Source organism: Streptomyces sp. NPDC002403, from assembly GCF_053593015.1.
Map to the genome: position 1 here is coordinate 124,778 of NZ_JBSFBQ010000006.1, position 19,624 is coordinate 144,401.

The following is a 19,624-nucleotide window of genomic DNA, read 5'->3' on the forward strand; positions in this document are numbered from 1 at the left end:
TTGGCGCTCATCCGGTGCCGACCGCACTCATTTGATCATCCGACCGTTTCGCCCATATGTCCAGGGGGGTGCACACGTGAGCATTGCCACTCGTATCGGTTACCTACGGTCGCGTAGGTACGATGCGGGAATGACTGCTGCCGCCGCCGCGCCCGAGTCCGCCGGGCTGGAACCAGCCGAGTCCGACACCGTCCCGGCGAAGCCGCGGATGCGCGGCTGGCTGCACGCCGGAATGTTCCCCGCAGTGATCGTCGCGGGGGTGGCGCTGATCGCCTTCACGGACAGCGCCCGAGGCCGGATCGCCTGCGGGATCTACACCCTGACCGCCTGCCTGCTGTTCGGTGTGAGCGCGCTCTACCACCGGGGCACCTGGGGCCCGCGCGGCGAGGCGGTGCTCCGCCGGCTCGACCACGCCAACATCTTCCTGATCATCGCGGGCACCTACACCCCGCTGACCCTGCTGCTGCTCCCCGAGTCCACCGGGACCCCGCTGCTGTGGGCGGTCTGGGCGGCCGCCACCGCGGGGATCGCCTTCCGGGTGTTCTGGGTCGGCGCCCCGCGCTGGCTCTACACACCGTGCTACATAGCGATGGGCTGGGCCGCGGTCTTCTTCCTGCCGGACTTCCTGCACACCGGCGGGATCGCCGTGCTGGTGCTGGTCGTGGTCGGCGGGCTGCTCTACAGCGCCGGCGGTGTCATCTACGGCATCAAGCGCCCCAACCCCTCGCCGCGGTGGTTCGGCTTCCACGAGGTGTTCCACTCGCTGACCCTGGCGGCCTTCGTGGTGCACTACGTCGGCATCTCGCTGGTGGCCTACAACCACCACTGAGCCCGCTTCCCGACCGGTGCCGGCGGCCCGCCGATGCCCGACAATGACGACCATGGCCGCCACCTCCCGTACCCCTTCCGTTTCCGTTCCGGGAACGCCGCCGCAGCTGGGACTGCGCGAGCGGAAGAAGCTCAGGACCCGGATCGCGATCCGCCGGGCCACCTACCGGCTGATCGCCGAGCAGGGGTACGAGGCGACGACGGTCGAGCAGATCGCCGAGGCGGCCGAGGTGTCGCCCAGCACCGTCTTCCGGTACTTCCCGGCCAAGGAGGACATCGTCCTCACCGACGAGTACGACCGGGCCCTGGCCGCCGCCCTGCGCGCCCGCCCGGCCGGTGAACCGCCGCTGGAGTCGGTCCGGCAGGTGCTGACCGGCACGCTCGCCGCCTTCCTGGCCACCGGGGAACAGGAACTGCGGCAGCGCACCCGGCTGATGGTGGAGGTCCCCGCGATCCGGGTCCGGATGGCGGAGAGCATGGCGGGCACGGCGAAGGAGCTGGCCGGCGTGCTCGCCGCCCGCAGCGGTCGCGCCCCCGACGACCTGGCGGTCCGGGTCTTCGTCGCGGCGGTGCTGGGCGCACTGCGCGAGGCGACGCTGTACTGGGGCGAGCACGGTCAGAAGGGCGACCTCGTCGCGATGATCGACGAGGCGCTGGACACCCTGGAGGGCGGCCCGGCGCTCTGACCCGCGTCAGGCCCCGCCGCCCCCGAGGGCACGCGCCAGCTCCTCCGCGTCCGTGGTCGGCGCGTCGCACACGAAGTGCCTGCACACATACGCCGTCGGCGCCCCGTCCACCGTCGGCCGGTCCGCCAGCAGCGGGAACTCGGCCCCGCCCGTCTCCCCCGCCGCCACCACCGCACCCGGCGCCGTGCCCAGCAGCGCCGTACGGTGCAGCCCGCCGCCGACCGGCCCGGCGACCGCGACCTCGCGAGGCCCGTCGAGCAGTGCCTCCGCGACGGCGAGGCCCCAGCCGGTGAAGCGCGGCGCCCGCGGCCCGAGCGCCTTCACCACACCCAGCGCACCCTCCGCGGCGGTGCGGTGGGCCTCGGAGCCGGTGTGCGCGGCGTACGAGAGCAGCGCCCCGGCCGCCGCCGTCCAGCCCGCCGGGGTCGCGTTGTCGGTGGGGTCCTGCGGGCGGCGGATGAGCTGCTCGGCGTCGTCCGCCGTGTCGTAGAGCTGGCCGCCCTCGCCGGTGAAGTGCAGGAGCACGATGTCGAGCAGGAAGCCGGCGAACTCCAGCCAGACGCCCTCGCCGGTGACCGAGGCCAGGGCGAGGAAGCCCTCGGCCACGTCGCCGTAGTCCTCCAGCACCCCGGCGTGCCCGCCGGCCCGCCCGTCCCTGGACGTACGGTCCAGCCGGGCGGTGTCGCCCATGTGCACCCGTACCAGCAGGTCCGCCGCCTCGGTGGCGCGCTCGACGAGGTCGGGGCGGTCGAAGTACGCCCCCGTCTCGGCGAGCGCGGCGACCGCCAGACCGTTCCAGGCGGCGACCACCTTGTCGTCCCGGCCGGGGCGCGGGCGCAGCTCACGGGCGGCCGACAGCGCGGCCCGCACCCGGGCGACCCGGTCCGCGTCCGCCCCGTCGTCCGCCCGGGGCAGCCGCAGGACCGAGGCGCCCTCCTCGAACGTTCCCTCCGGCGTCACCCCGAAGTGCTCCGCGGCGAAGTCGGCGTCCTGCTCGCCGAGTACCTCCCGCAGCTGCTCGGGCGTCCACACGTAGTACGCGCCCTCGACATGCCGCCCGGCCCCGTCCTCGCTGTCCGCGTCGAGCGCGGAGGCGAAACCGCCCTCGGCGGTGCGCAGTTCACGCACCATGAAGTCGGCGGTCTCCAGCGCGACCCGGCGGGCCTGCTCCGAGCCGGTGGCCCGCCACAGGTGCGCGTACACCCGGCAGAGCAGCGCGTTGTCGTAAAGCATCTTCTCGAAGTGGGGCACCAGCGGTCCACCGGTACCCGGCGTGAGCACGTACCGGTGGAACCCGCCTCCCACCTGGTCGTACAGGCTCGAACGAGCCATCGCGCCGCACAGTCCCTCCGCCATCTCCAGCGCGGCCACGGAACCGGCCCGCGCGTGGTGGCGCAACAGGAACTCGATCACCATCGACGGCGGGAACTTGGTGTCTCCCTTGAACCAGCCGGTCACGGGATCGATGTCCCGGGTCAGCCGGAGGAGGGCCTGTGCCTGGGTCTCCTCGGTGGGCGTCCCGGACCCCGCCGTGCTCAGCTGCCGCTCGGCGAGGTCCCGGGTGATCTTCCCCGCGATCTCTCCCACCTCGTCCCGCCGGCTCGTCCAGGCGTTGTGCACGCCTTCGAGCACCTGACGGAAGGACGGCATGCCGTGGCGGGCCTCGGGCGGGAAGTAGGTGCCGAAGTAGAACGGCTCGCCGTCCGGCGTCATGAACACGGACATGGGCCAGCCGCCCTGTCCGGTGGCCGCCTGCACCGCCTCCATGTAGACGGCGTCGACGTCGGGCCGCTCCTCACGGTCCACCTTGACGGAGACGAAGTGCTCGTTCAGGTACGCGGCGGCCTCGTCGTCCTCGAAGGACTCGTGCGCCATGACGTGGCACCAGTGACAGGCGCTGTAGCCGACGCTCAGGAACACCGGGACATCGCGCCGTTCTGCTTCCTCGAAGGCTTCGGGTCCCCACGGCCACCAGTCGACCGGATTGTCAGCATGCTGAAGCAGATACGGCGAGGTCACACCAGCCAACCGGTTCATACGGACCAGCCTCTCACAGCGCCTGGCACGACCGGCGAAACCCTCACGAGCCCGCCTCGCTTGGCCGAATTGCACTGGTGAGCCATCACGTGGTGGGCGACTCCTCCCCCTCGGGGTCGGCGTCGACCCTTTCCCGGCGTTCGTCCGAGTCGGGGCGGTCCGACACCTCGGAACAGGAGGCTGGGCGCAGCAGCGCTGGACCTGCCGAGGCTCCTCGAAGGAGGTACACCATGCCCGCTGAGATGGTGGCGCCCGCGTGGATGCATACGCAGATCAGCGCGGAACAGTACGACTCCTGGTCCGAGGAGCAGTGCGCCGGCATCGAGATCGTGGACGGGATGGTCGTCGTGAGCCCGAGCGCCTCGAAGCGGCACAACCGGCCGGCCCGGATCCTGGCCAATGCCCTGGACGCAGCCGCGGGCCCGGACTGGAACGCAGACACGGACTTCGACGTCCGCCTGCAGGACGTTCCGCTCACCAACCGCCGCCCGGACGTCATCGTCTACCGGGCGGAGACCATCGACCTCACGCCTACCCGCCCCGAGCATGTACTCCTGGTCGTCGAGGTCGTAGCGCCCGGTTCGGAGACCACGGACCGGATCGTGAAGGTGGACCAGTACGCCAAGGCCGGCATCCCCTTCTACTGGCGGGTCGAACAGGCCGCCACCGGGGTCCCGATCGTCTACACCTACGTCCTCGACCCCGCCACCGAGGTCTACAGGGATGGCGAGATGTTCACCGGCACAGTGAAGGCCACCACACCTTTCTCCATCACGGTCGGCCTTGGGGCCATGTAAGGAACGGAGAAGTCGCCCCGCTACCGACGTCTGACCGTTGGCACCCGCGTCGTAGTTCGCGGACCGATCGATTGTCACCAACGTCCCGGGACAACACACCTGGGGCCTCTCGTTCGGATCATGCCGGGCTCGCGGGGCCCGGCACGCACACTCGCCGCGTTGTCGTCACTCGCCAGGGCTCCGCCCCGACTCCCTCCTCCGCCTTGCGATCGCACGCACCGGCTCCCGCTCCCCGATCCGGCCCGATCCCAGACGAAAGACCCTAGAAAGGCGCGTTCCTGGCCCGGAGGACTTCGCCCATGGACTTGTCGCGCCACTGTTCCAGGAGTTCGTGGAAGGCGACGGCTCCGTGCGGGTAGGCGGTCGGGCCGTTGGGCCGTCCTCTTCCTTCACGGTTGTAGTAGCCGGGGGTGCACTCGGCGTGGAACCACTCGTGGTCGGGGGCGCCCTCGGCCAGGACGGCGGTCCAGGCGTCCTCGGTCCCGGGGGACGGTTCGATGACGGCGCCCTTGGCCTCGGCGGCTGCGACGAGGGCGGCGGCGTGGATTGCCTGCTCGTCCAGGATGTGGGTGAAGTTGACGCTGCTGGCGTTCTGGAGGGAGCCCATCTGGATCAGGTTCGGGAAGCCGTTGCTGGTGAAGCCGTGGAGCGTGCGCGGGCCCCGCTGTGCCCATCTGTCCAGGAGCCGGACGCCGCCGCGGCCCAGGACGGGCAGCTTGCCCGAGTGGATTCCGGAGGTCCCGACGTTGAATCCGGTGGCGAAGACCAGGCAGTCGAGTTCGTACGTGGTGGTGCCGACCACGACGCCGTGTTCGGTGATGCGCTCGATGCCGTGAGTGTCGGCGGTGTCGACCAGGGTTACGTCGTCGCGGTTGAACGCCGGGTAGTACAGGTCGGAGAAGGTGGGGCGTTTGCAGGCGTAGCGGTACCAGGGCTTGAGCTTGCGCGCCGTCTCCGGGTCGGTGACGGTCTGTTCGACGCGGGCGCGGAGCTCGTTCATCTTGGCGGCGTCGGCGGCCTCGTAAGCCGCTTCGAACGTCCTTCGGTCGCCCTGGCGCCGGAAGCTCGGCAGGAGCTTCTCCAGCAGGCCCGCCGAAGCGGTCCACTGATCCGCCACGAGATCCTGTTCGGCGGGCTCGCCGGAGACTATGCGGAGGTAGTTCTCGCGTCGCTCCCGGGCCCAGCCCTCGCGGTCGGCGCCGACGTCCTGGGTGGTGGTGCGGCGGTTGGCCCGTACGTCCACGGTGGAGGGGGTGCGCTGGAAGACGTAGAGGTGCGCGGCGTCCTCGGCCAGCATCGGAATGACCTGGATGCCGGTGGCTCCGGTGCCGACGATGCCCACCCGCTTGTCCGCAAGGCCGGTCATCCCACCCTCCGGGGTGCCACCGGTGTAGGCGTAGTCCCACCGCGAGGTGTGGAACGTGTGGCCCTTGAAGTCCTCGATCCCGGGGATCCCGGGAAGCTTCGGGTCGGTGAGGGTGCCGGTGGCGTTGACGACGTACGTGGCCCGGAAGGTGTCACCGCGATCCGTGGCCACGATCCACCTCTCGGAAGCCTCGTCCCAGGTCAGAGCAGTGACCGCGGTGGAGAAGAGCGCGTCCGCGTAGAGGTCGTGCCTGCGCGCGATCCGCACCGCGTGGCGGCGGATCTCGTCGCCGGGGGCGTACTTCCACTCCGGTACGTAGCCGGTCTCGTCGAGCATCGGCAGGTACACGTGGGACTCGATGTCGCAGTGGACACCCGGGTACCGGTTCCAGTACCAGGTTCCCCCGAAGTCCCCGCCCCTCTCGACGACCCGGACGCGCCGCACGCCCTGCTGCCGCAGGTGTGCGCCGGCGAGGATGCCGCCGAATCCGCCGCCGATCACAGCGACATCGACGGTGTCGTGAAGGGGCTCGCGCTCGTCCGGCCCCGTTGTGTACGGGTCGGCGGCGTAGTAGCCGAACTCGGCGTCGGCGTCGCGGTACTGGGCGGCACCGTCGGGGCGGACACGCCGCTCGCGTTCGAAGCGGTAGCGCTGTCTCAGCTCGGTGAGCCCATGGGGATCCGGATGTTGAGGTGTCGTCATGTGGGGCCTCGGTCCTGGGTGTTGGAACCGCCCTCTGGCAGGCGGCGGTCCGCTACGGTAACAACTACCGGACAACACTGTCCGGTTGGAGCCCGGAGGTACCGCGACATTCGGCCAGGTGGCGTTCGCACCTCCGGCGCGCCGCGTGTCCCCGGCCCACAGAACCCCCGCAGCGGACAGGAAGAGTGATCCCCCCCATGCAGCGACCTTCGCCCCGGTCCTTCGCCGTGCTCGCAACGATCGGCACGCTGGTCCTTTCCGGATGCGGTACGCAGAGCGGCGATCCCGGGAGGGAGGAGGCGGCGTCCGTCGCCACGGGCAGGACCATCCGCGCGCAGAAGGTCATGCAGCTGACCCAGGTGCACACCGGGACCGGGATGACCTTGCTGGAGGGTCCGACATTCGGCGAGGACGGCGGTCTGTTCGTCGTCGACGTCACCGCGCCCGAGGGCAAGCCCAAGGTCATGCGCGTCGATGTCAGGAGGAAGACCTCCCGTGCCGTCCACACCGACGGCCGTGGGGCCTACACCTCGGCACAGTTCAGCCCGTACGACGGACGGCTCTACCTCAGCGACTTCGCCCACGGCGAGGTCGTGAGCCTGGCCCCCGACGGGGGCGATCCGCGGACCTTCTTCACCGGCGAGGTCGACGGAGCGCGGATGAACCCCGACGACATCGCCTTCGACCGGAACGGCGATCTGTACATCAGCGATTCACACGGCCTGTCCGAGGGCGAGGCGCACGGGCGTGTGGTGCGGATCGGCCGCGACGGCAGGAACGCCACTGTTCTGGCCAAGGATCTGGCCGCGCCGAACGGGATCTCGTTCGACGCGGACTACCGCGGGCTGTGGTTCAGCGAGCTCACCGAGAACCGGATCTCCTACCTGCGCCTCGACGACGAGGGCGAGGTGACGTCCCGGCACACCGCCATCCGCGTGGACGGCGGAATCGCGCAGACCGACTCGATCGCCGTGGACGCGGACGGCAACCTCTACCAGGGGCTGCACGGCCGGGCGGCCATGGCCGTGTACGACCGGCACGGTGAGCGGCTGGCGACGGTCGAGCTTCCCGCACGGACCGAAGGTCTGGAGTCGGCGACGAACGTGGCCATCACACCCGGCGGAACCAAGGCGTACATGACCGTCAGTGGCCCCGCCGGAGGATTCCTGTACGCCTTCGACGCGCTCGCGGAAGGCATCCGGCAGTCCAACGGCGGCTGACGCCGGCCTCCGCTCAACCGCCGAAGACCCGGACCGGCCCCACCTCGACGCCGAGCAGCCGCCAGGCGGCCAGCGCCCGGAGTTCCCGCTCCTTGCGGGTGGGGCCGGTCACGGCGGCGGAGACCATGGCGACCGAGAGCGTGAGGTCGTTCACGGCACTCAGCCGATGACCGCCGGGCAGCCGCCTCCGCAGGGCGCGCTCCACTCGTTCGGACAGGCCCAGGGCATGGGCGCGGATGTCGGAGCGACCGGCCGCCCGGTCGGCGTGCAGAAGGCCGATGAAAGCCGCCGACTCGGTCAGATGCCAGGTCAGCACGCCGAGAACGCCGGCGAAGGTCGCGTCCTCGGCCTCGGCCGCCTGCTCGATCTGCCGCACGTTCTCCTCCAGAACAGCGGCCACCGCGGCGGTCCGGTCCGGGAAGTGCCGGTAGAGAACGCCCTGTCCGACCCCGGCCCTGCGCGCGATCGCGGACAGCGGCGCCTCCAGACCGTGCTCCGCGAAGATCTCCCGGGCGGCGGTGACCAGAGCGGCCCGGTTACGGGCGGCAGCCTTCGGCCCGTCGTTCGCGGGCCGCCGCCCGTCCTGCCCGGTGTGCTCCATCACCCCGGAAGCGTACCGGCCGGGCGGATACGGCTTCCCCTGTTCCGCACCCGGGAGGAAGGGGCGCGATCCCTGCCGGTCCGCCCCTCCCCCACGCCACGGGTGCGACGTCTCGCGCTGACGGGCCGCAGACAGGAGACTGGGCCGTGACGTCGAACCACCGTCTGCCGTACGGGCAGTCGCAACCGTCGTATCCGTCGTACCCGGAGGGGGACACATATGCGGGACAGCCATCGGGCCGAAGCCGAAGGGCTGTTGGTACGGGCCGTGGAGGAAGAGGTGCGGCGCTCGGGCGGCCGGGCCGACGCGGCCACGCTGACGGCGCGCGGGCGGGCCGCGCTGGATTCGCTGGCGGCCGCCGCGGACGACGAGTACGCCGCGTACATCCGGGCGCTGGATGCGGCCGGGGCCGGGGCGCAGCCGCTGTCGCAGCGGTTCAGCCGGGCGGCGATGGGAACGCCCCTGCTGGTGACGGGAGTTGCCGCGGTCGCCGCCATCGGCGCGGATGTCGCCTTCGGTACGGCGGCCGGGCCGGCGCTCGGCGCGGGCGCCGTCGTCGCGGTCGCGGGGGCCACCGCCACCGTCGCCAAGGTCACCGCGTCCCACTGGCCCGCCGCCCACCGGCGGGCCGGCGCGCTGGGGCAGCCCGGCGGTACGGAACAGCTGCGGCTCCAGTGGCTGGCGGCGCTGGAGGTACGGGGCATCCGCCCCTTCATCGACCAGCAGCGGATGCTCACCGCCTCGTCCCGCACCCCGGCGAAGAAGGTCCCGGCGCAGTCGCGGACCGCCGTCCCGCCGCGCCGTACGGACCGCAGCGCGGCGGCCCGTACGCGTTCGCTGCTGGAGCAGTCGTTCGGTCATCTGCCCGCCTCCGACGGGCCGTTCGCGGGGCGGCGGGCCGAGCTGGAACAGATCGCCCGCTGGGTGCGGGAGGCCCGCGCGTCGACGGAGACCAAACCGACCGTGGTCGTCCTGCACGGCACACCCGGCTCCGGGCGCACCTCGCTCGCGGTGCGGGCCGCGCACAGTCTGAAGGACCTGTTCCGCGGCGCCTGTGTGGTGGATCTGCGCGGCGATGTGGCCGGTGAGGCGCCGCTGCCGACAAGGGACGCGCTGCTGCACCTGCTGAACCGGCTGGGCGCGCCCCGTGAGCAGCTGCTGTTCCGGGAAGGGGCCTCCGCCGAGCAGCAGGTGCGGCGACTGAGCGAGCTGTACCACCAGCATCTGACCGGCACCCCGGTGACGATCGTGCTGGACGACGCGGGCGACGCGGAGCAGGTCCGCACCCTGGTTCCCGAGCGTTCCGACAGCCTCGTCCTGGTCACCGCCCGCGAGCCCCTGGAGCTGCCGGCCGACATCCCGGCCCGGGTCCACCGGCTGCCGGTCGGGGCGCTGGACGCGGCCGGTGCGGAGGAGCTGCTGCGCGAGGCGGCACAGGCCGCGGAGGAGGAGCCGTACGACGCCCGGGCCACGGACACCGTCGCCGAGCTGTGCGGCGGGCTGCCGCTCGCGCTGCGGATCGCGGGCTCCTCGCTCGGGGCACGCACCCGCGGCGCGCTGGCCGCGGGCCTCGCGGAGTACGGGCAGGTCGCCCCGGTGGAGCGGGCACTGTGGCTGCGCTACACCGACCAGTCCGAGCAGGCGCGGCGGCTGCTGCGCCGGCTCGCGCTGGCCGGGCGGGCGAGCCTCGGCGCCGCCGCGGCGGCGGCGCTGCTCTCCGCCGACGAGCAGGAGGCCGGGCGGCTGCTGAAGGACCTGGCCGGGGCCGGGCTGCTGACCCATGTACGGGGCTCGCGCTACCGGCTGCACGACCTCGTACGGGGCTTCGCCCTGGCCCGGCTGCGGGACGAGGAGGAGGCGGCGGACCGTACCGCCGCGCAGGAGCGGCTGATCCGGAACTACGCGGACCTGGCCGGTGCGGTGATCCGCATGGTGGACGGCAAGATGTCCACCCGGGCCGGACAGTTCGGCTCGCACGGCTTCGGTTCGCTGGACTCGGCGCTGCGCTGGCTGGACGACGAGTCGAGCTTCATCACGTCCGCGCTGCGGCACGCCGAGGGCGTCGACCAGGGCGCCGTGCTGGACCTGCTGGGCGCGCTGTGCGACTACTGCCTGCTGCGCGGCGACCTCTACCGGCTGGGCGAGATCAGCGAGTTGACGCAGGCGGTGGACCAGGGGCTGCTGGAGCGGTCCGTGCAGTGGCGTACCGGCATCGCGGCCCGTCAGCTCGGTGAGCTGGACAAGGCCCGGACCACGCTGTCGTCGGTCGTCGGCCTGTACCGCGAGGCGCAGAACGAGGCGGGTACGGCGCTGGCGCTCTGTTCGCTCGGCATCACCCTGCACCACCAGGGCAATCTGACCGAGGCGTCGGCGCGGCTGCGCGAGGCGATCGAGCTGCAGTCCTCCGAGGAGCAGGCGGAGGACCGGGCCTGGTCGATGCACGCGCTGGCGGCCGTCGAGCGCGACCGGGCCCGGATCGCCGAGGCGCTGACCCTGCTGGACACCGCGCTGGCCCTGCACCGGGAGGGCGAGTCGCTGCACGGCGAGGCGTGGACCCGGTTCCAGCTCGGGCAGACCCTGCTGCGGATGGGCGAGGTGGAGCGGGCCGAGGACGCGCTGCGCCGGGCCCTGGAGCTGTACGGCAGCACCCGTGACGAGCGGGGCGAGGCGTGGGCGCTGACCCAGCTGGCCCGCGCCCGGCTCCTGGACGGCGACCCGGCCCCGGCGGTGGAGCAGCTGGACCGGGCGCTGGCCCGCCACCGGGACAACGAGGACGCGCGCGGCGAGGCGTGGACGCTGTTCTACCTGGGCCAGGCCCTGGAGGAGAGCGGCGACACCGACCGGGCGGTCCGGCAGCTGGAGCGGGCCCGCACGATGTTCTCCCGGATGCGGGACGTGTACGGGCTGGCCTGCGCACGTCATCACTCGGGCCGGGTCACCCGTGACCAGCGGGCGGCCCAGACCGGGAACCTGCGCAACTCCGGCTTCGCCCGCCAGCTCCTGGTGGACGCCCGCGCCGACTTCCGGCGCATCGGGGTCGCCCACGGTGAGGCGTGGACGTGCCTGGAGCTGGCCCTGATCGACGCGGGAAACAACCGGGCCCCGCAGGCGCTGGAGCTGTGCGGCGAGGCGGTGGAGCTGTTCGACTCGTACGGCGACGCGCGGGGCTCGGACTGGGCCCGCTTCCTGCGCTGCACGCTGCTGCCCTACGCGTCGCCGGGCGGCAGTGAGGTGGGTACGGCGGTGGCGCAGCAGGAGCTGGCCGAGCTGCTGGGGGCCGGGCACCCGGCGCGCGACCGCAAGCTGGAGGACTGCGCGGAGGCGTTCACGGTGGTGCTGAACCGCGGCGTGGACCTGGAGGACGGCTGGCAGGCATGGCGTCTGGGCATGACGCCGACACGCCATGCCCGGGAGGTCATGGGCGTACCGGTCCCGGCCGGGTACACCCCGTCCGGCGGCTGAGGGCGGCGCCGGACGGCCGCGGACCGGCCGGGCCGGCGCCGGACGGCGGGGCGGCCCCGGAACGCTCCGGGACCGCCCCGCCCCCCTTCTGTCCCTGCTGCTACTTCCGCTTCGCGGAGCCCGCCCCGGCGGTGGCTTCGGCCACCACCGCGTCCGGGTCCGGGGCCTCCTCGAAGTCGACCTTGCCCATGTGCCGGTTCATGGACTTCATCAGCAGCCACACGCCTGCGGCGAGCGCCGCGAAGACGATGAAGCCGAGAACGCCGGGGGTCACCTTGTTCTTGTCGAGCTCTTCGGCAAGCGGAACGAGGTCGGTCAGTGCCTGGGTCGCGTACATATCAGGCATTGTCGCGGATGCCCGCGAAGAGGTCGCTCTCGGGGAGGGAGGTATCGACGAGAGACTTCGCCAGCTCGTACTCCTCGGTCGGCCAGACCTCCTTCTGGATGTCCATCGGCACGCGGAACCAGCCGCCGTCCGGGTCGATCTGCGTGGCGTGCGCGATCAGCGCCTTGTCGCGGATCTCGAAGAAGTCCGCGCACGGAACGTGCGTGGTCAGCGTGCGCTCGTCGCGCTCGAACTCCTTCCAGCGCTTGAGCCACTCGCCGTACGGCGACTCCAGACCGCGGGCCAGCAGCGCCTCGTGCAGCGCCACCGTGCGCGGCCGGTTGAAGCCCTGGTTGTAGTAGAGCTTCTGCGGCTGCCAGGCCGGGCCGAACTCCGACTCGGGGAACGTCTCGGTGTCCGCCGCGCCGTCGAAGGCGATCATCGTGATCTTGTGGGTCATGATGTGGTCGGGGTGCGGGTACCCGCCGTTCTCGTCGTACGTGGTGACGACCTGCGGCCGGAAGGCGCGGATGCTGCGGACGAGACGGCCCGCGGCCTTCTCCTCGTCCTCCAGCGCGAAGCAGCCCTCGGGCAGCGGGGGCAGCGGGTCGCCCTCGGGCAGACCCGAGTCGACGAAGCCGAGCCACTCCTGGTCGACGCCCAGGATCTCCCGCGCCTCGTCCATCTCCTTCCTGCGCACCTCGTGGATGTTCTCCTCGATGTACGCGTCACCCTGGAGTTTCGGGTTGAGGATGGAGCCGCGCTCGCCTCCCGTGCAGGTCACCACCAGCACGTCCACCCCCTCGGACACATACTTGGCCATGGTGGCCGCGCCCTTGCTCGACTCGTCGTCGGGGTGGGCGTGGACGGCCATCAGTCGCAGCTGCTCGGTCAAGACTCGATCCTCAGTGATTCGGCATGTGGGCAGGCTTCTATAGTGACCGAACCGGGGGGTGGAAAATTCCTCGATCCCCGGCACGGGAGGAACGATCATGACCGCGGTGCGCGAAGCGCCTCCGGAGAACCGCTACGGCCGCTCCGCGGACCGGCGCGCGGACCGCCAGCTCAAGATCGTCGGCTCGGTGCTGGGCGTCGTGCTCCTCGGTGTGGTCGGCTGGATCGGCTACGACTACGTCGCCGGTCAGGGCATCAGCGCCGAGGTGATCAAGCGCCAGGTCGTCTCGGACGAGCGGGTCGACATCCATCTCGAGGTCCGCAAGGACAAGGACGCCAAGGGCTACTGCACCCTGCGCGCGCAGCACGAGGACGGCAGCGACGTGGCCCGCAAGGACTTCCGCTTCGACGAGCGCACCGACCGGATCGACCGGATCCTGACGCTGCGTACGACGTCCAGGGCCACCAGCGTCGAGCTGCTGGGCTGCACCGTCGACGACGGGGCGTCGCATTGACCGGCGCACGCCGGCCGTGACCCACCGTTCCCCGGCCTGACCTGCGCATACGCGGTCCCGGTGATTTACCTTCTCCCCCTTTTCCTGGGGAATTGTTAGGCTCGTGGTTTCGCCCACCCGTGGTGGCACATGCTTACGGGTAGGGCGATGCTTTGTATTCCCAGTACCGACGAGGAGCACCCTGTGACCCAGACCAGCGAAAACGTCACCTGGCTCACGCAGGAGGCGTACAACCAGCTCAAGGCCGAGCTGGAGTACCTGTCTGGTCCCGCGCGCACGGAGATCGCCGTAAAGATCGCGGCGGCCCGTGAGGAGGGCGACCTGCGCGAGAACGGCGGGTACCACGCGGCCAAGGAGGAGCAGGGCAAGATGGAGCTCCGGGTGCGCCAGCTGACCCAGCTCCTGGAGCACGCGAAGGTCGGCGAGGCACCTGCCGACGACGGCGTGGTCGAGCCCGGCATGGTCGTGACGATCGCCTTCGACGGCGACCCGGACGACACGATGACCTTCCTGCTCGCCTCCCGTGAGTACGCGAGCTCGGACATCGAGACGTACTCCCCGCAGTCGCCGCTCGGCACCGGCGTGAACGGCAAGCGGATGGGCGACGACGCCGAGTACGAGCTGCCGAACGGCAGGACGGCCACCGTGAAGATCCTCGCGGCCAAGCCGTACACAGGCTGATCACGCACCGGCGACGCGGGAGCCTCCGGCCTTCGGGCCGGAGGCTCCCCGCGTGTGCGGCGGTCCTCGGGTGCCCCCGGGTCCGGCGCGGCGCCGGTACGGGTCAGCTCATCACCAGATAGCCCGCGTCGCGCAGCGCCGCCGAGACCTCCGTGCAGTGCTCCGGTCCCTTCGTCTCCAGCTGGAGCTCCACCTCGACCTCGGTCAGCCCGAGCCGGGGATCGGTCCGCACATGACCGATGTCGAGCACATTGGCGTCGACCACCGAGAGCACACCCAGCAGCGTGGCCAGCGCGCCGGGACGGTCGGTCAGACGCAGCCGCAGGCTCAGGTAGCGGCCGGCCGCCACCATGCCGTGGGTCAGGATGCGCTGCATCAGCAGCGGGTCCACATTGCCGCCCGAGAGCAGCGCGACCACCGGACCGCGGAACGACTCCGGGTCGCTCAGCAGGGCCGCGACCGGGCTCGCCCCGGCCGGCTCCACCACCAGCTTCGCCCGTTCCAGACAGAGCAGCAGCGCACTGGACAGCTCGTCCTCGGAGACCGTACGGACCTCGTCGACCAGCTCCCTGACCAGCTCGAACGGCACATCGCCGGGGCGCCCCACCTTGATCCCGTCCGCCATCGTGTTCAGCGAGCCGATCGACACCGGATGGCCCACGGCCAGCGAGGGCGGGTAGCAGGCCGCGCCCGCCGCCTGCACCCCGACGATCCGCACATCGGGCCGGACCGCCTTGACCGCCACCGCGATGCCCGCCGCGAGGCCGCCGCCGCCGATCCCCACGACGATGGTGCGCACCTCGGGGCACTGTTCGAGGATCTCCAGGCCCACGGTGCCCTGTCCGGCGATGATGTCCGGGTGGTCGAAGGGATGGATGAAGACCGCACCGGTCTCCTGGGCGTACTCCTGCGCGGCGGCCAGCGTCTCGTCGACGACATGTCCGTGCAGCCGGACCTCCGCCCCGTAACTACGGGTGGCGGCCACCTTCGGCAGCGGCGCCCCGACCGGCATGAAGACCGTGGACCGTACGCCGAGCAACGCAGACGCGAGTGCGACACCCTGCGCATGGTTCCCGGCGCTCGCGGCGACGACCCCGGCCGCCCGCTCCACCGGGGACAGGCCGGCGATCCGTACGTACGCGCCACGCAGTTTGAACGAGCCGGTCCGCTGCAGGTTCTCGCACTTGAAATGGACCGGCGCGCCCACGAGCTCGCTCAGGTGGCGGCTGCCTTCCATGGCGGTCACCCTGGCCACACCGGAGAGCATCTTCTGCGCCCCGCGGATGTCGTCGAGGATCAGTGGGGGGAAGTGGGCGGTCGCGCGGAAGTTCATACGGTAAGTCTGGCAGCTCGGCCTGCGGGTTCCCGCCGTCCGGCGGGGCACCGGCAGCCGCGTCCGGTGTCCTCCTGGGCCGTTGTCCACAGGTTTGTGCAGCGCTGGTACACGTTGCCCCGTGGCCGCGTACTCTGTCCCCCACCCATCCGACACCGCACGAAGAGAGCCCCCGGCCATGCCCCCTCAGGACATGACGACAGCTGCGTCTCCTTCCGGGGGCGCCGCCCCCGAACCCACGGGTTCCGAACACGTCCTCGACGCTCTGCAGCACCAGGTCGCGGTATTCGCCCGCCGTGCCGAGCAGACCCGCCTCGGCGGGGTCGGCCAGGTGCGCAATTCCATGGACCGGGCCGCCTATCTGCTGCTCAACCGGCTGGACCGGGAAGGTCCGATGGGCGTCAAGGCCCTCGCCGCGGGCATGGGGATCGACTCCTCGACCGTGACCCGGCAGGTCGCGCCGCTCGTCGACACCGGCCTGGTCAAGCGCACCTCGCACCCCGAGGACGGCCGGGCCGTCGTGCTCCAGCTGTCGCCGCGCGGCCAGGCACGCCTGGAGGAGGTCCGCAGCTCCCGGCGCGAGCTCATGACCCAGGTGACGGACGGCTGGACGGCCGAGGAGCGCGACACGTTCTGCGCGCTGCTCACCCGGTTCAACACCTCGCTGGCCGCCCGCCAGACCTCGCACCAGGCGCCCCCGGCGGGCTGACGGGGGCTCCGGCCCCGGGCGGACTGCGGCATACCTCTTGACCGGGAGCCCCGCAGCGGCTCGTATGTGGACTGTGCGAGAGCGCCAGACGGGCCGGGAGCGGCGCCGCGCCCAGGATTTCGAGACCTTCGTCGCGGGCGCGGCCGGCCGATTGCTGCACACCGCCACGTTACTCACCGCCGAGCCCATGCAACCAAAGGGAGCCAATCCCCGTGCCCAGCGGCTGCTCACGGCCGCCCTGGCGCACACGTACGCGCAGTGGGACCGGCTGCGCGGCGAGGACCCGTACGACCGCACCCGGCGCGAGCTCGCCGCCCGGTTCGCCCACGAGGTCTGGCGCCACCACCGGCCGCGCGGCGGTCTGCTGGACCCCCTGACGCCGCAGGAACGCCTCGTCCTCGTGCTGCGGCTGTACGAGGGGGTCGCGGAGGAGCAGACCGCTGCGCTGCTCGGCCTGCCGGTGGAGCGGGTGCGGGCGGTCTGCAACCGCTCGGTGGCCACGATGCGCGGCACCCGCCGGCCCACGGCGCGGCACGCCGGGCCCGCTGGGGGTGGCGCGATGAGCCGCGGTGGCGACCGGGAGGACGAGGTCCGGCGGATGCTGGACGGTCCGCATCCGCAGGTGCCGGCCGATCTGGCGCAGCGGGTGGCGGAGCGCGGCGGCAGGATGCTGCGCCGCCGGCTGTTCGCCCGCCGGCTGATGCTGCTGGTGGCGTGCGCCGCGGTGGTGGCCTTCACCGTCTGGGCGGTCCAGGCGCATCCCTGGCAGGTGCCTCCCGCCGAGACGACGCCGCTGGAGGGCTGGTGATCACGGGCTCGCGCGCGTGCGATCTACCCTGGAATGGGCGGCACGCGGATCCGGCCGAGGAGGCTGCCATGACCAGGAAGATCGCCGACTGCCGCAAGCACCCGAGCGTGTCGCACTGCTCGCTCACCATCTGCGGTGAGGAGGAGGAAGTCGTCCGGGCAGCGACGGAGCACGCGGTCTCCGTCCACGAGCACACCGACAGCCCGGAACTGCGCGAACAGATCCGGGCGATGCTGGAGGACGAGAAGGTCGGCGCCTGACCCCGCCGCGCACGTCCGGGCGGGCCCGAGGCTTCGGACCCGCCCGGAAACGGAAGCCCCTAGCCGAGCGCCTGCGTCAGGTCGGCCAGCAGGTCGTCGGCGTTCTCGATGCCGACGGAGACGCGTACGAGGTCGGCCGGCACCTCCAGCGGGGAGCCCGCCGCCGAGGCGTGCGTCATGCGGCCCGGGTGCTCCACGAGCGACTCGACGCCGCCCAGCGACTCACCGAGGGTGAACAGCTTCGCCCGGTTGCAGACCTGGACCGCCGCCTCCTCGCCGCCCTCGACGCGGAAGGACACCATGCCGCCGAACGCCTTCATCTGCTTGGCGGCGATCTCGTGGCCGGGGTGCTCGGGAAGCCCCGGGTAGAGGACCTGGGTCACCTTGGGGTGCCGGGTGAGCAGATCGGTGACCTTGGTGGCGTTCTCGCTGTGCCGGTCCATGCGGACCGCCAGGGTCTTGATGCCGCGCAGCACCAGCCAGGCGTCGAACGGTCCGGCGACCGCGCCCATGGCGTTCTGGTGGTACGCCAACTCCTCGGCCAGTTCGGGGTCGTTGACGATCAGCGCGCCGCCGACGACGTCCGAGTGTCCGCCCATGTACTTCGTGGTGGAGTGGACCACCACATCGGCGCCCAGGGCGAGGGGCTGCTGGAGGTAGGGGCTGGCGAAGGTGTTGTCGACGACCAGGCGCGCGCCCGCGGCGCGGGCCACACCGGCGATCGCGGCGATGTCGGTGATGCCGAGCAGCGGGTTGGACGGCGTCTCCACCCAGATCGCCTTGGTGCGCGGGGTGATCGCCGCCCGTACCGCCGCCACGTCCGAGGTGTCGGCGACGGAGAACTCGACCCCCCAGCGCGAGACGACCTTCGCGAACAGCCGGAACGTGCCGCCGTAGGCGTCGTTCGGGATGACCACGTGGTCGCCGGGGGTCAGCAGCGTACGGAGCAGGCAGTCCTCGGCTGCCAGGCCGGAGGCGAAGGCGAGTCCGCGGCGGCCGCCCTCCAGGGCCGCGAGGTTCTCCTCCAGGGCGGTACGGGTCGGGTTGGCGCTGCGGCTGTACTCGTAGCCGCCGCGCAGTCCGCCCACACCGTCCTGCTTGTACGTGGACACCTGGTAAATGGGCGGGACAACGGCGCCGGTGAGGGGATCGGCGGTGTTTCCCGCGTGGATCGCGAGGGTTTCGAAGCTGTGCTGGTCGCTCATGGGGCCAGAGCGTAGTTCGTCGCGAGGGCGCCCACCGGACTACCGGGCCGTCCGGTGACAATGGGTGCATGGAGATTCTCTGGTTCCTGATCGCCCTGTGCATGCTCGCCGCGGTCGTCGGCCCCTTCGTGCTGCGCCGCCGGGGCGGAATCCGCCAGGTCGCGCCGGGTTCCCCGGACGCCGCCGACCCGGACGCCTACGGTTTCGTGCGCCAGGAGGAGCTGGACATCCGGCTGCCGGGCCCGGACCAGGATCTTCTCGATGTGCTCGATGTCGTGCAGCGTTCCCAGGACTGGCGGGCGGCCTCGCAGTTGCTGGCCGGTACGCCCAAGGAGGGCGAGGTGCGGTGGCAGCGGGTGCAGGCCTTCGCTGGTGCCGCCTCGCTGGAACTGGCGCAGCAGCCCGGGGTCGGTGGCGCGTGGCTGCGCAAGTGGCGGGCCGAGGCGCCGAAGGACGCGGGCGGTGCGGCGGTGCACGCCGAGTTCCTGGTGCAGCAGGCGTGGCGTTCGTCGACGGCGGGGACGGACGACTTCCGGATCATCCTGGAGGAGGCCCGTACGGTCTGCGGCGAGGCGGCCCTGCTGGCACCGGGCGACCCCGTCCCGTACATCGTCGAACTCGCGGTCTCCCGCGGACTCGGCTACTCCCACGAGGAGTTCGACCGGCTCTGGGCGAAGGTGATGGACCGGGACCCGGCCCACATGGGCGCGCACATCGCGGCGCTGCACTACTGGTGCGAGAAGTGGCACGGCTCCCGCGAGGAGGCCGACCGCTTCGCCACCTCGGCCGCCGCCCGCGCCCCGCAGGGCTCGCTGCTGGCCGCGCTGCCGCTCTTCGCGGTGTACGAGCACCTGCCCGAGGTCAATCTGGTGCAGGGCTTCTACCGCGGCCTGGTGGTGACCAAGGCGGTCGAGGGCGCCCTGTTCGCGGTGCACGCCGCCCGGCCGGACGACCCGATGCTCGCGCACGTGCGTCATCTGCTGGTCCTCTTCCTCGTCCGGATGGAGCGCTGGTCGGAGGCGATGGCCCAGCTCGTCCACATCGACGGCCACGTGGGCGCGCTGCCGTGGACGCAGGACGCCGACCCGGCCGCCGAGTACACGGTCTACCGGGCGCTGGCGGTGGCCGGCTACGAGGCGAACGGCGGCAGCCCGGCGACGCTGCCGCACTAGCCGGACGCGGGGCCGGGCGGAAT

17 protein-coding genes and 1 pseudogene are annotated in these 19,624 nt (G+C 71.8%); 11 read left to right on the plus strand and 7 right to left on the minus strand.

All coding sequences use genetic code 11. From position 1 onward, the window contains the following. Window positions 1-130: 130 nt before the first annotated feature. Together trhA and ACWCPY_RS09910 are read left to right on the plus strand one after the other, a co-directional pair. Entirely contained in the window at window positions 131-829 is a 699-nt protein-coding gene (gene trhA, locus ACWCPY_RS09905; RefSeq protein WP_451263831.1) for a PAQR family membrane homeostasis protein TrhA, read from the plus strand. A 52-nt stretch (window positions 830-881) separates the two neighbouring features. Then, on the plus strand, window positions 882-1,514 hold the full coding sequence (locus tag ACWCPY_RS09910) for a TetR/AcrR family transcriptional regulator (protein ID WP_451263832.1): 633 nt from the start codon (window positions 882-884) through the stop codon (window positions 1,512-1,514). Window positions 1,515-1,520: 6 nt separating this feature from the next. On the opposite strand, the gene ACWCPY_RS09915 is transcribed toward ACWCPY_RS09910, so the two are convergent. Continuing rightward, window positions 1,521-3,551, minus strand: coding sequence for a thioredoxin domain-containing protein (locus ACWCPY_RS09915; protein WP_451263833.1), 2,031 nt, complete (start codon window positions 3,549-3,551; stop codon window positions 1,521-1,523). Between the two features lie 230 nt (window positions 3,552-3,781). On the opposite strand from ACWCPY_RS09915, the gene ACWCPY_RS09920 reads away from it, so the two are divergent. Next, entirely contained in the window at window positions 3,782-4,348 is a 567-nt protein-coding gene (locus ACWCPY_RS09920) for a Uma2 family endonuclease (RefSeq protein ID WP_451263834.1), read from the plus strand. Window positions 4,349-4,610: 262 nt separating this feature from the next. On the opposite strand, the gene ACWCPY_RS09925 is transcribed toward ACWCPY_RS09920, so the two are convergent. Beyond that, window positions 4,611-6,416: a flavin-containing monooxygenase gene (locus tag ACWCPY_RS09925; RefSeq protein ID WP_451263835.1), complete on the minus strand. Its 1,806-nt coding sequence runs from the start codon at window positions 6,414-6,416 to the stop codon at window positions 4,611-4,613. Between the two features lie 197 nt (window positions 6,417-6,613). Here ACWCPY_RS09925 and ACWCPY_RS09930 point away from each other — a divergent pair, with 197 nt between their 5' ends. Next, on the plus strand, window positions 6,614-7,636 hold the full coding sequence (locus ACWCPY_RS09930; RefSeq protein ID WP_451263836.1) for an SMP-30/gluconolactonase/LRE family protein: 1,023 nt from the start codon (window positions 6,614-6,616) through the stop codon (window positions 7,634-7,636). Between the two features lie 13 nt (window positions 7,637-7,649). Here ACWCPY_RS09930 and ACWCPY_RS09935 read toward each other — a convergent pair whose 3' ends face one another. Continuing rightward, the gene (locus tag ACWCPY_RS09935) at window positions 7,650-8,237 is read right to left on the minus strand and encodes a TetR/AcrR family transcriptional regulator (protein ID WP_451263962.1); all 588 of its coding nucleotides are present in this window, start codon (window positions 8,235-8,237) and stop codon (window positions 7,650-7,652) included. A gap of 219 nt (window positions 8,238-8,456) precedes the next feature. On the opposite strand from ACWCPY_RS09935, the gene ACWCPY_RS09940 reads away from it, so the two are divergent. After that, the gene (locus tag ACWCPY_RS09940; RefSeq protein WP_451263837.1) at window positions 8,457-11,699 is read left to right on the plus strand and encodes a tetratricopeptide repeat protein; all 3,243 of its coding nucleotides are present in this window, start codon (window positions 8,457-8,459) and stop codon (window positions 11,697-11,699) included. Between the two features lie 100 nt (window positions 11,700-11,799). Here ACWCPY_RS09940 and ACWCPY_RS09945 read toward each other — a convergent pair whose 3' ends face one another. Continuing rightward, on the minus strand, window positions 11,800-12,036 hold the full coding sequence (locus ACWCPY_RS09945; protein ID WP_451263838.1) for a hypothetical protein: 237 nt from the start codon (window positions 12,034-12,036) through the stop codon (window positions 11,800-11,802). A gap of 1 nt (window position 12,037) precedes the next feature. Continuing rightward, window positions 12,038-12,919 carry a mycothiol conjugate amidase Mca gene (gene mca / locus ACWCPY_RS09950; protein WP_362446853.1) on the minus strand — a complete coding sequence of 294 codons (882 nt, stop codon included), beginning with the start codon at window positions 12,917-12,919 and terminating at the stop codon, window positions 12,038-12,040. A gap of 97 nt (window positions 12,920-13,016) precedes the next feature. On the opposite strand from mca, the gene ACWCPY_RS09955 reads away from it, so the two are divergent. Together ACWCPY_RS09955 and greA are read left to right on the plus strand one after the other, a co-directional pair. Beyond that, window positions 13,017-13,433 (plus strand): DUF4307 domain-containing protein, encoded by a 417-nt coding sequence (locus tag ACWCPY_RS09955; RefSeq protein WP_451263839.1) that lies wholly within the window; start codon window positions 13,017-13,019, stop codon window positions 13,431-13,433. Window positions 13,434-13,616: 183 nt separating this feature from the next. Beyond that, window positions 13,617-14,114, plus strand: a complete 498-nt coding sequence (gene greA, locus ACWCPY_RS09960) for a transcription elongation factor GreA (protein ID WP_124716732.1) — start codon at window positions 13,617-13,619, stop codon at window positions 14,112-14,114. 103 nt (window positions 14,115-14,217) lie between these two features. Here the strand turns inward: greA and ilvA are convergent, their stop codons facing one another. Further along, on the minus strand, window positions 14,218-15,447 hold the full coding sequence (gene ilvA, locus ACWCPY_RS09965; protein WP_451263840.1) for a threonine ammonia-lyase: 1,230 nt from the start codon (window positions 15,445-15,447) through the stop codon (window positions 14,218-14,220). Window positions 15,448-15,625: 178 nt separating this feature from the next. Here ilvA and ACWCPY_RS09970 point away from each other — a divergent pair, with 178 nt between their 5' ends. The 3 genes and pseudogenes from ACWCPY_RS09970 (at window position 15,626) to ACWCPY_RS09980 (ending at window position 17,224) form a co-directional block, all read left to right on the plus strand. Continuing rightward, window positions 15,626-16,156 (plus strand): MarR family winged helix-turn-helix transcriptional regulator, encoded by a 531-nt coding sequence (locus ACWCPY_RS09970; RefSeq protein ID WP_451263841.1) that lies wholly within the window; start codon window positions 15,626-15,628, stop codon window positions 16,154-16,156. A 73-nt stretch (window positions 16,157-16,229) separates the two neighbouring features. Continuing rightward, window positions 16,230-16,703, plus strand: a pseudogene (locus tag ACWCPY_RS09975) (sigma factor-like helix-turn-helix DNA-binding protein); the annotation flags it as partial. A gap of 329 nt (window positions 16,704-17,032) precedes the next feature. Then, a complete protein-coding gene (locus ACWCPY_RS09980) occupies window positions 17,033-17,224 on the plus strand; it encodes a DUF1059 domain-containing protein (RefSeq protein WP_451263842.1) in 192 nt (63 codons plus the stop codon). Window positions 17,225-17,283: 59 nt separating this feature from the next. Here the strand turns inward: ACWCPY_RS09980 and ACWCPY_RS09985 are convergent, their stop codons facing one another. Continuing rightward, complete coding sequence (locus ACWCPY_RS09985; RefSeq protein WP_072484072.1) at window positions 17,284-18,429, minus strand: cystathionine gamma-synthase; 1,146 nt, start codon at window positions 18,427-18,429, stop codon at window positions 17,284-17,286. A 68-nt stretch (window positions 18,430-18,497) separates the two neighbouring features. Between ACWCPY_RS09985 and ACWCPY_RS09990 the strand changes: the two genes are divergently transcribed. After that, the gene (locus ACWCPY_RS09990) at window positions 18,498-19,601 is read left to right on the plus strand and encodes a hypothetical protein (RefSeq protein WP_451263843.1); all 1,104 of its coding nucleotides are present in this window, start codon (window positions 18,498-18,500) and stop codon (window positions 19,599-19,601) included. The last annotated feature ends 23 nt before the right edge of the window (window positions 19,602-19,624 follow it).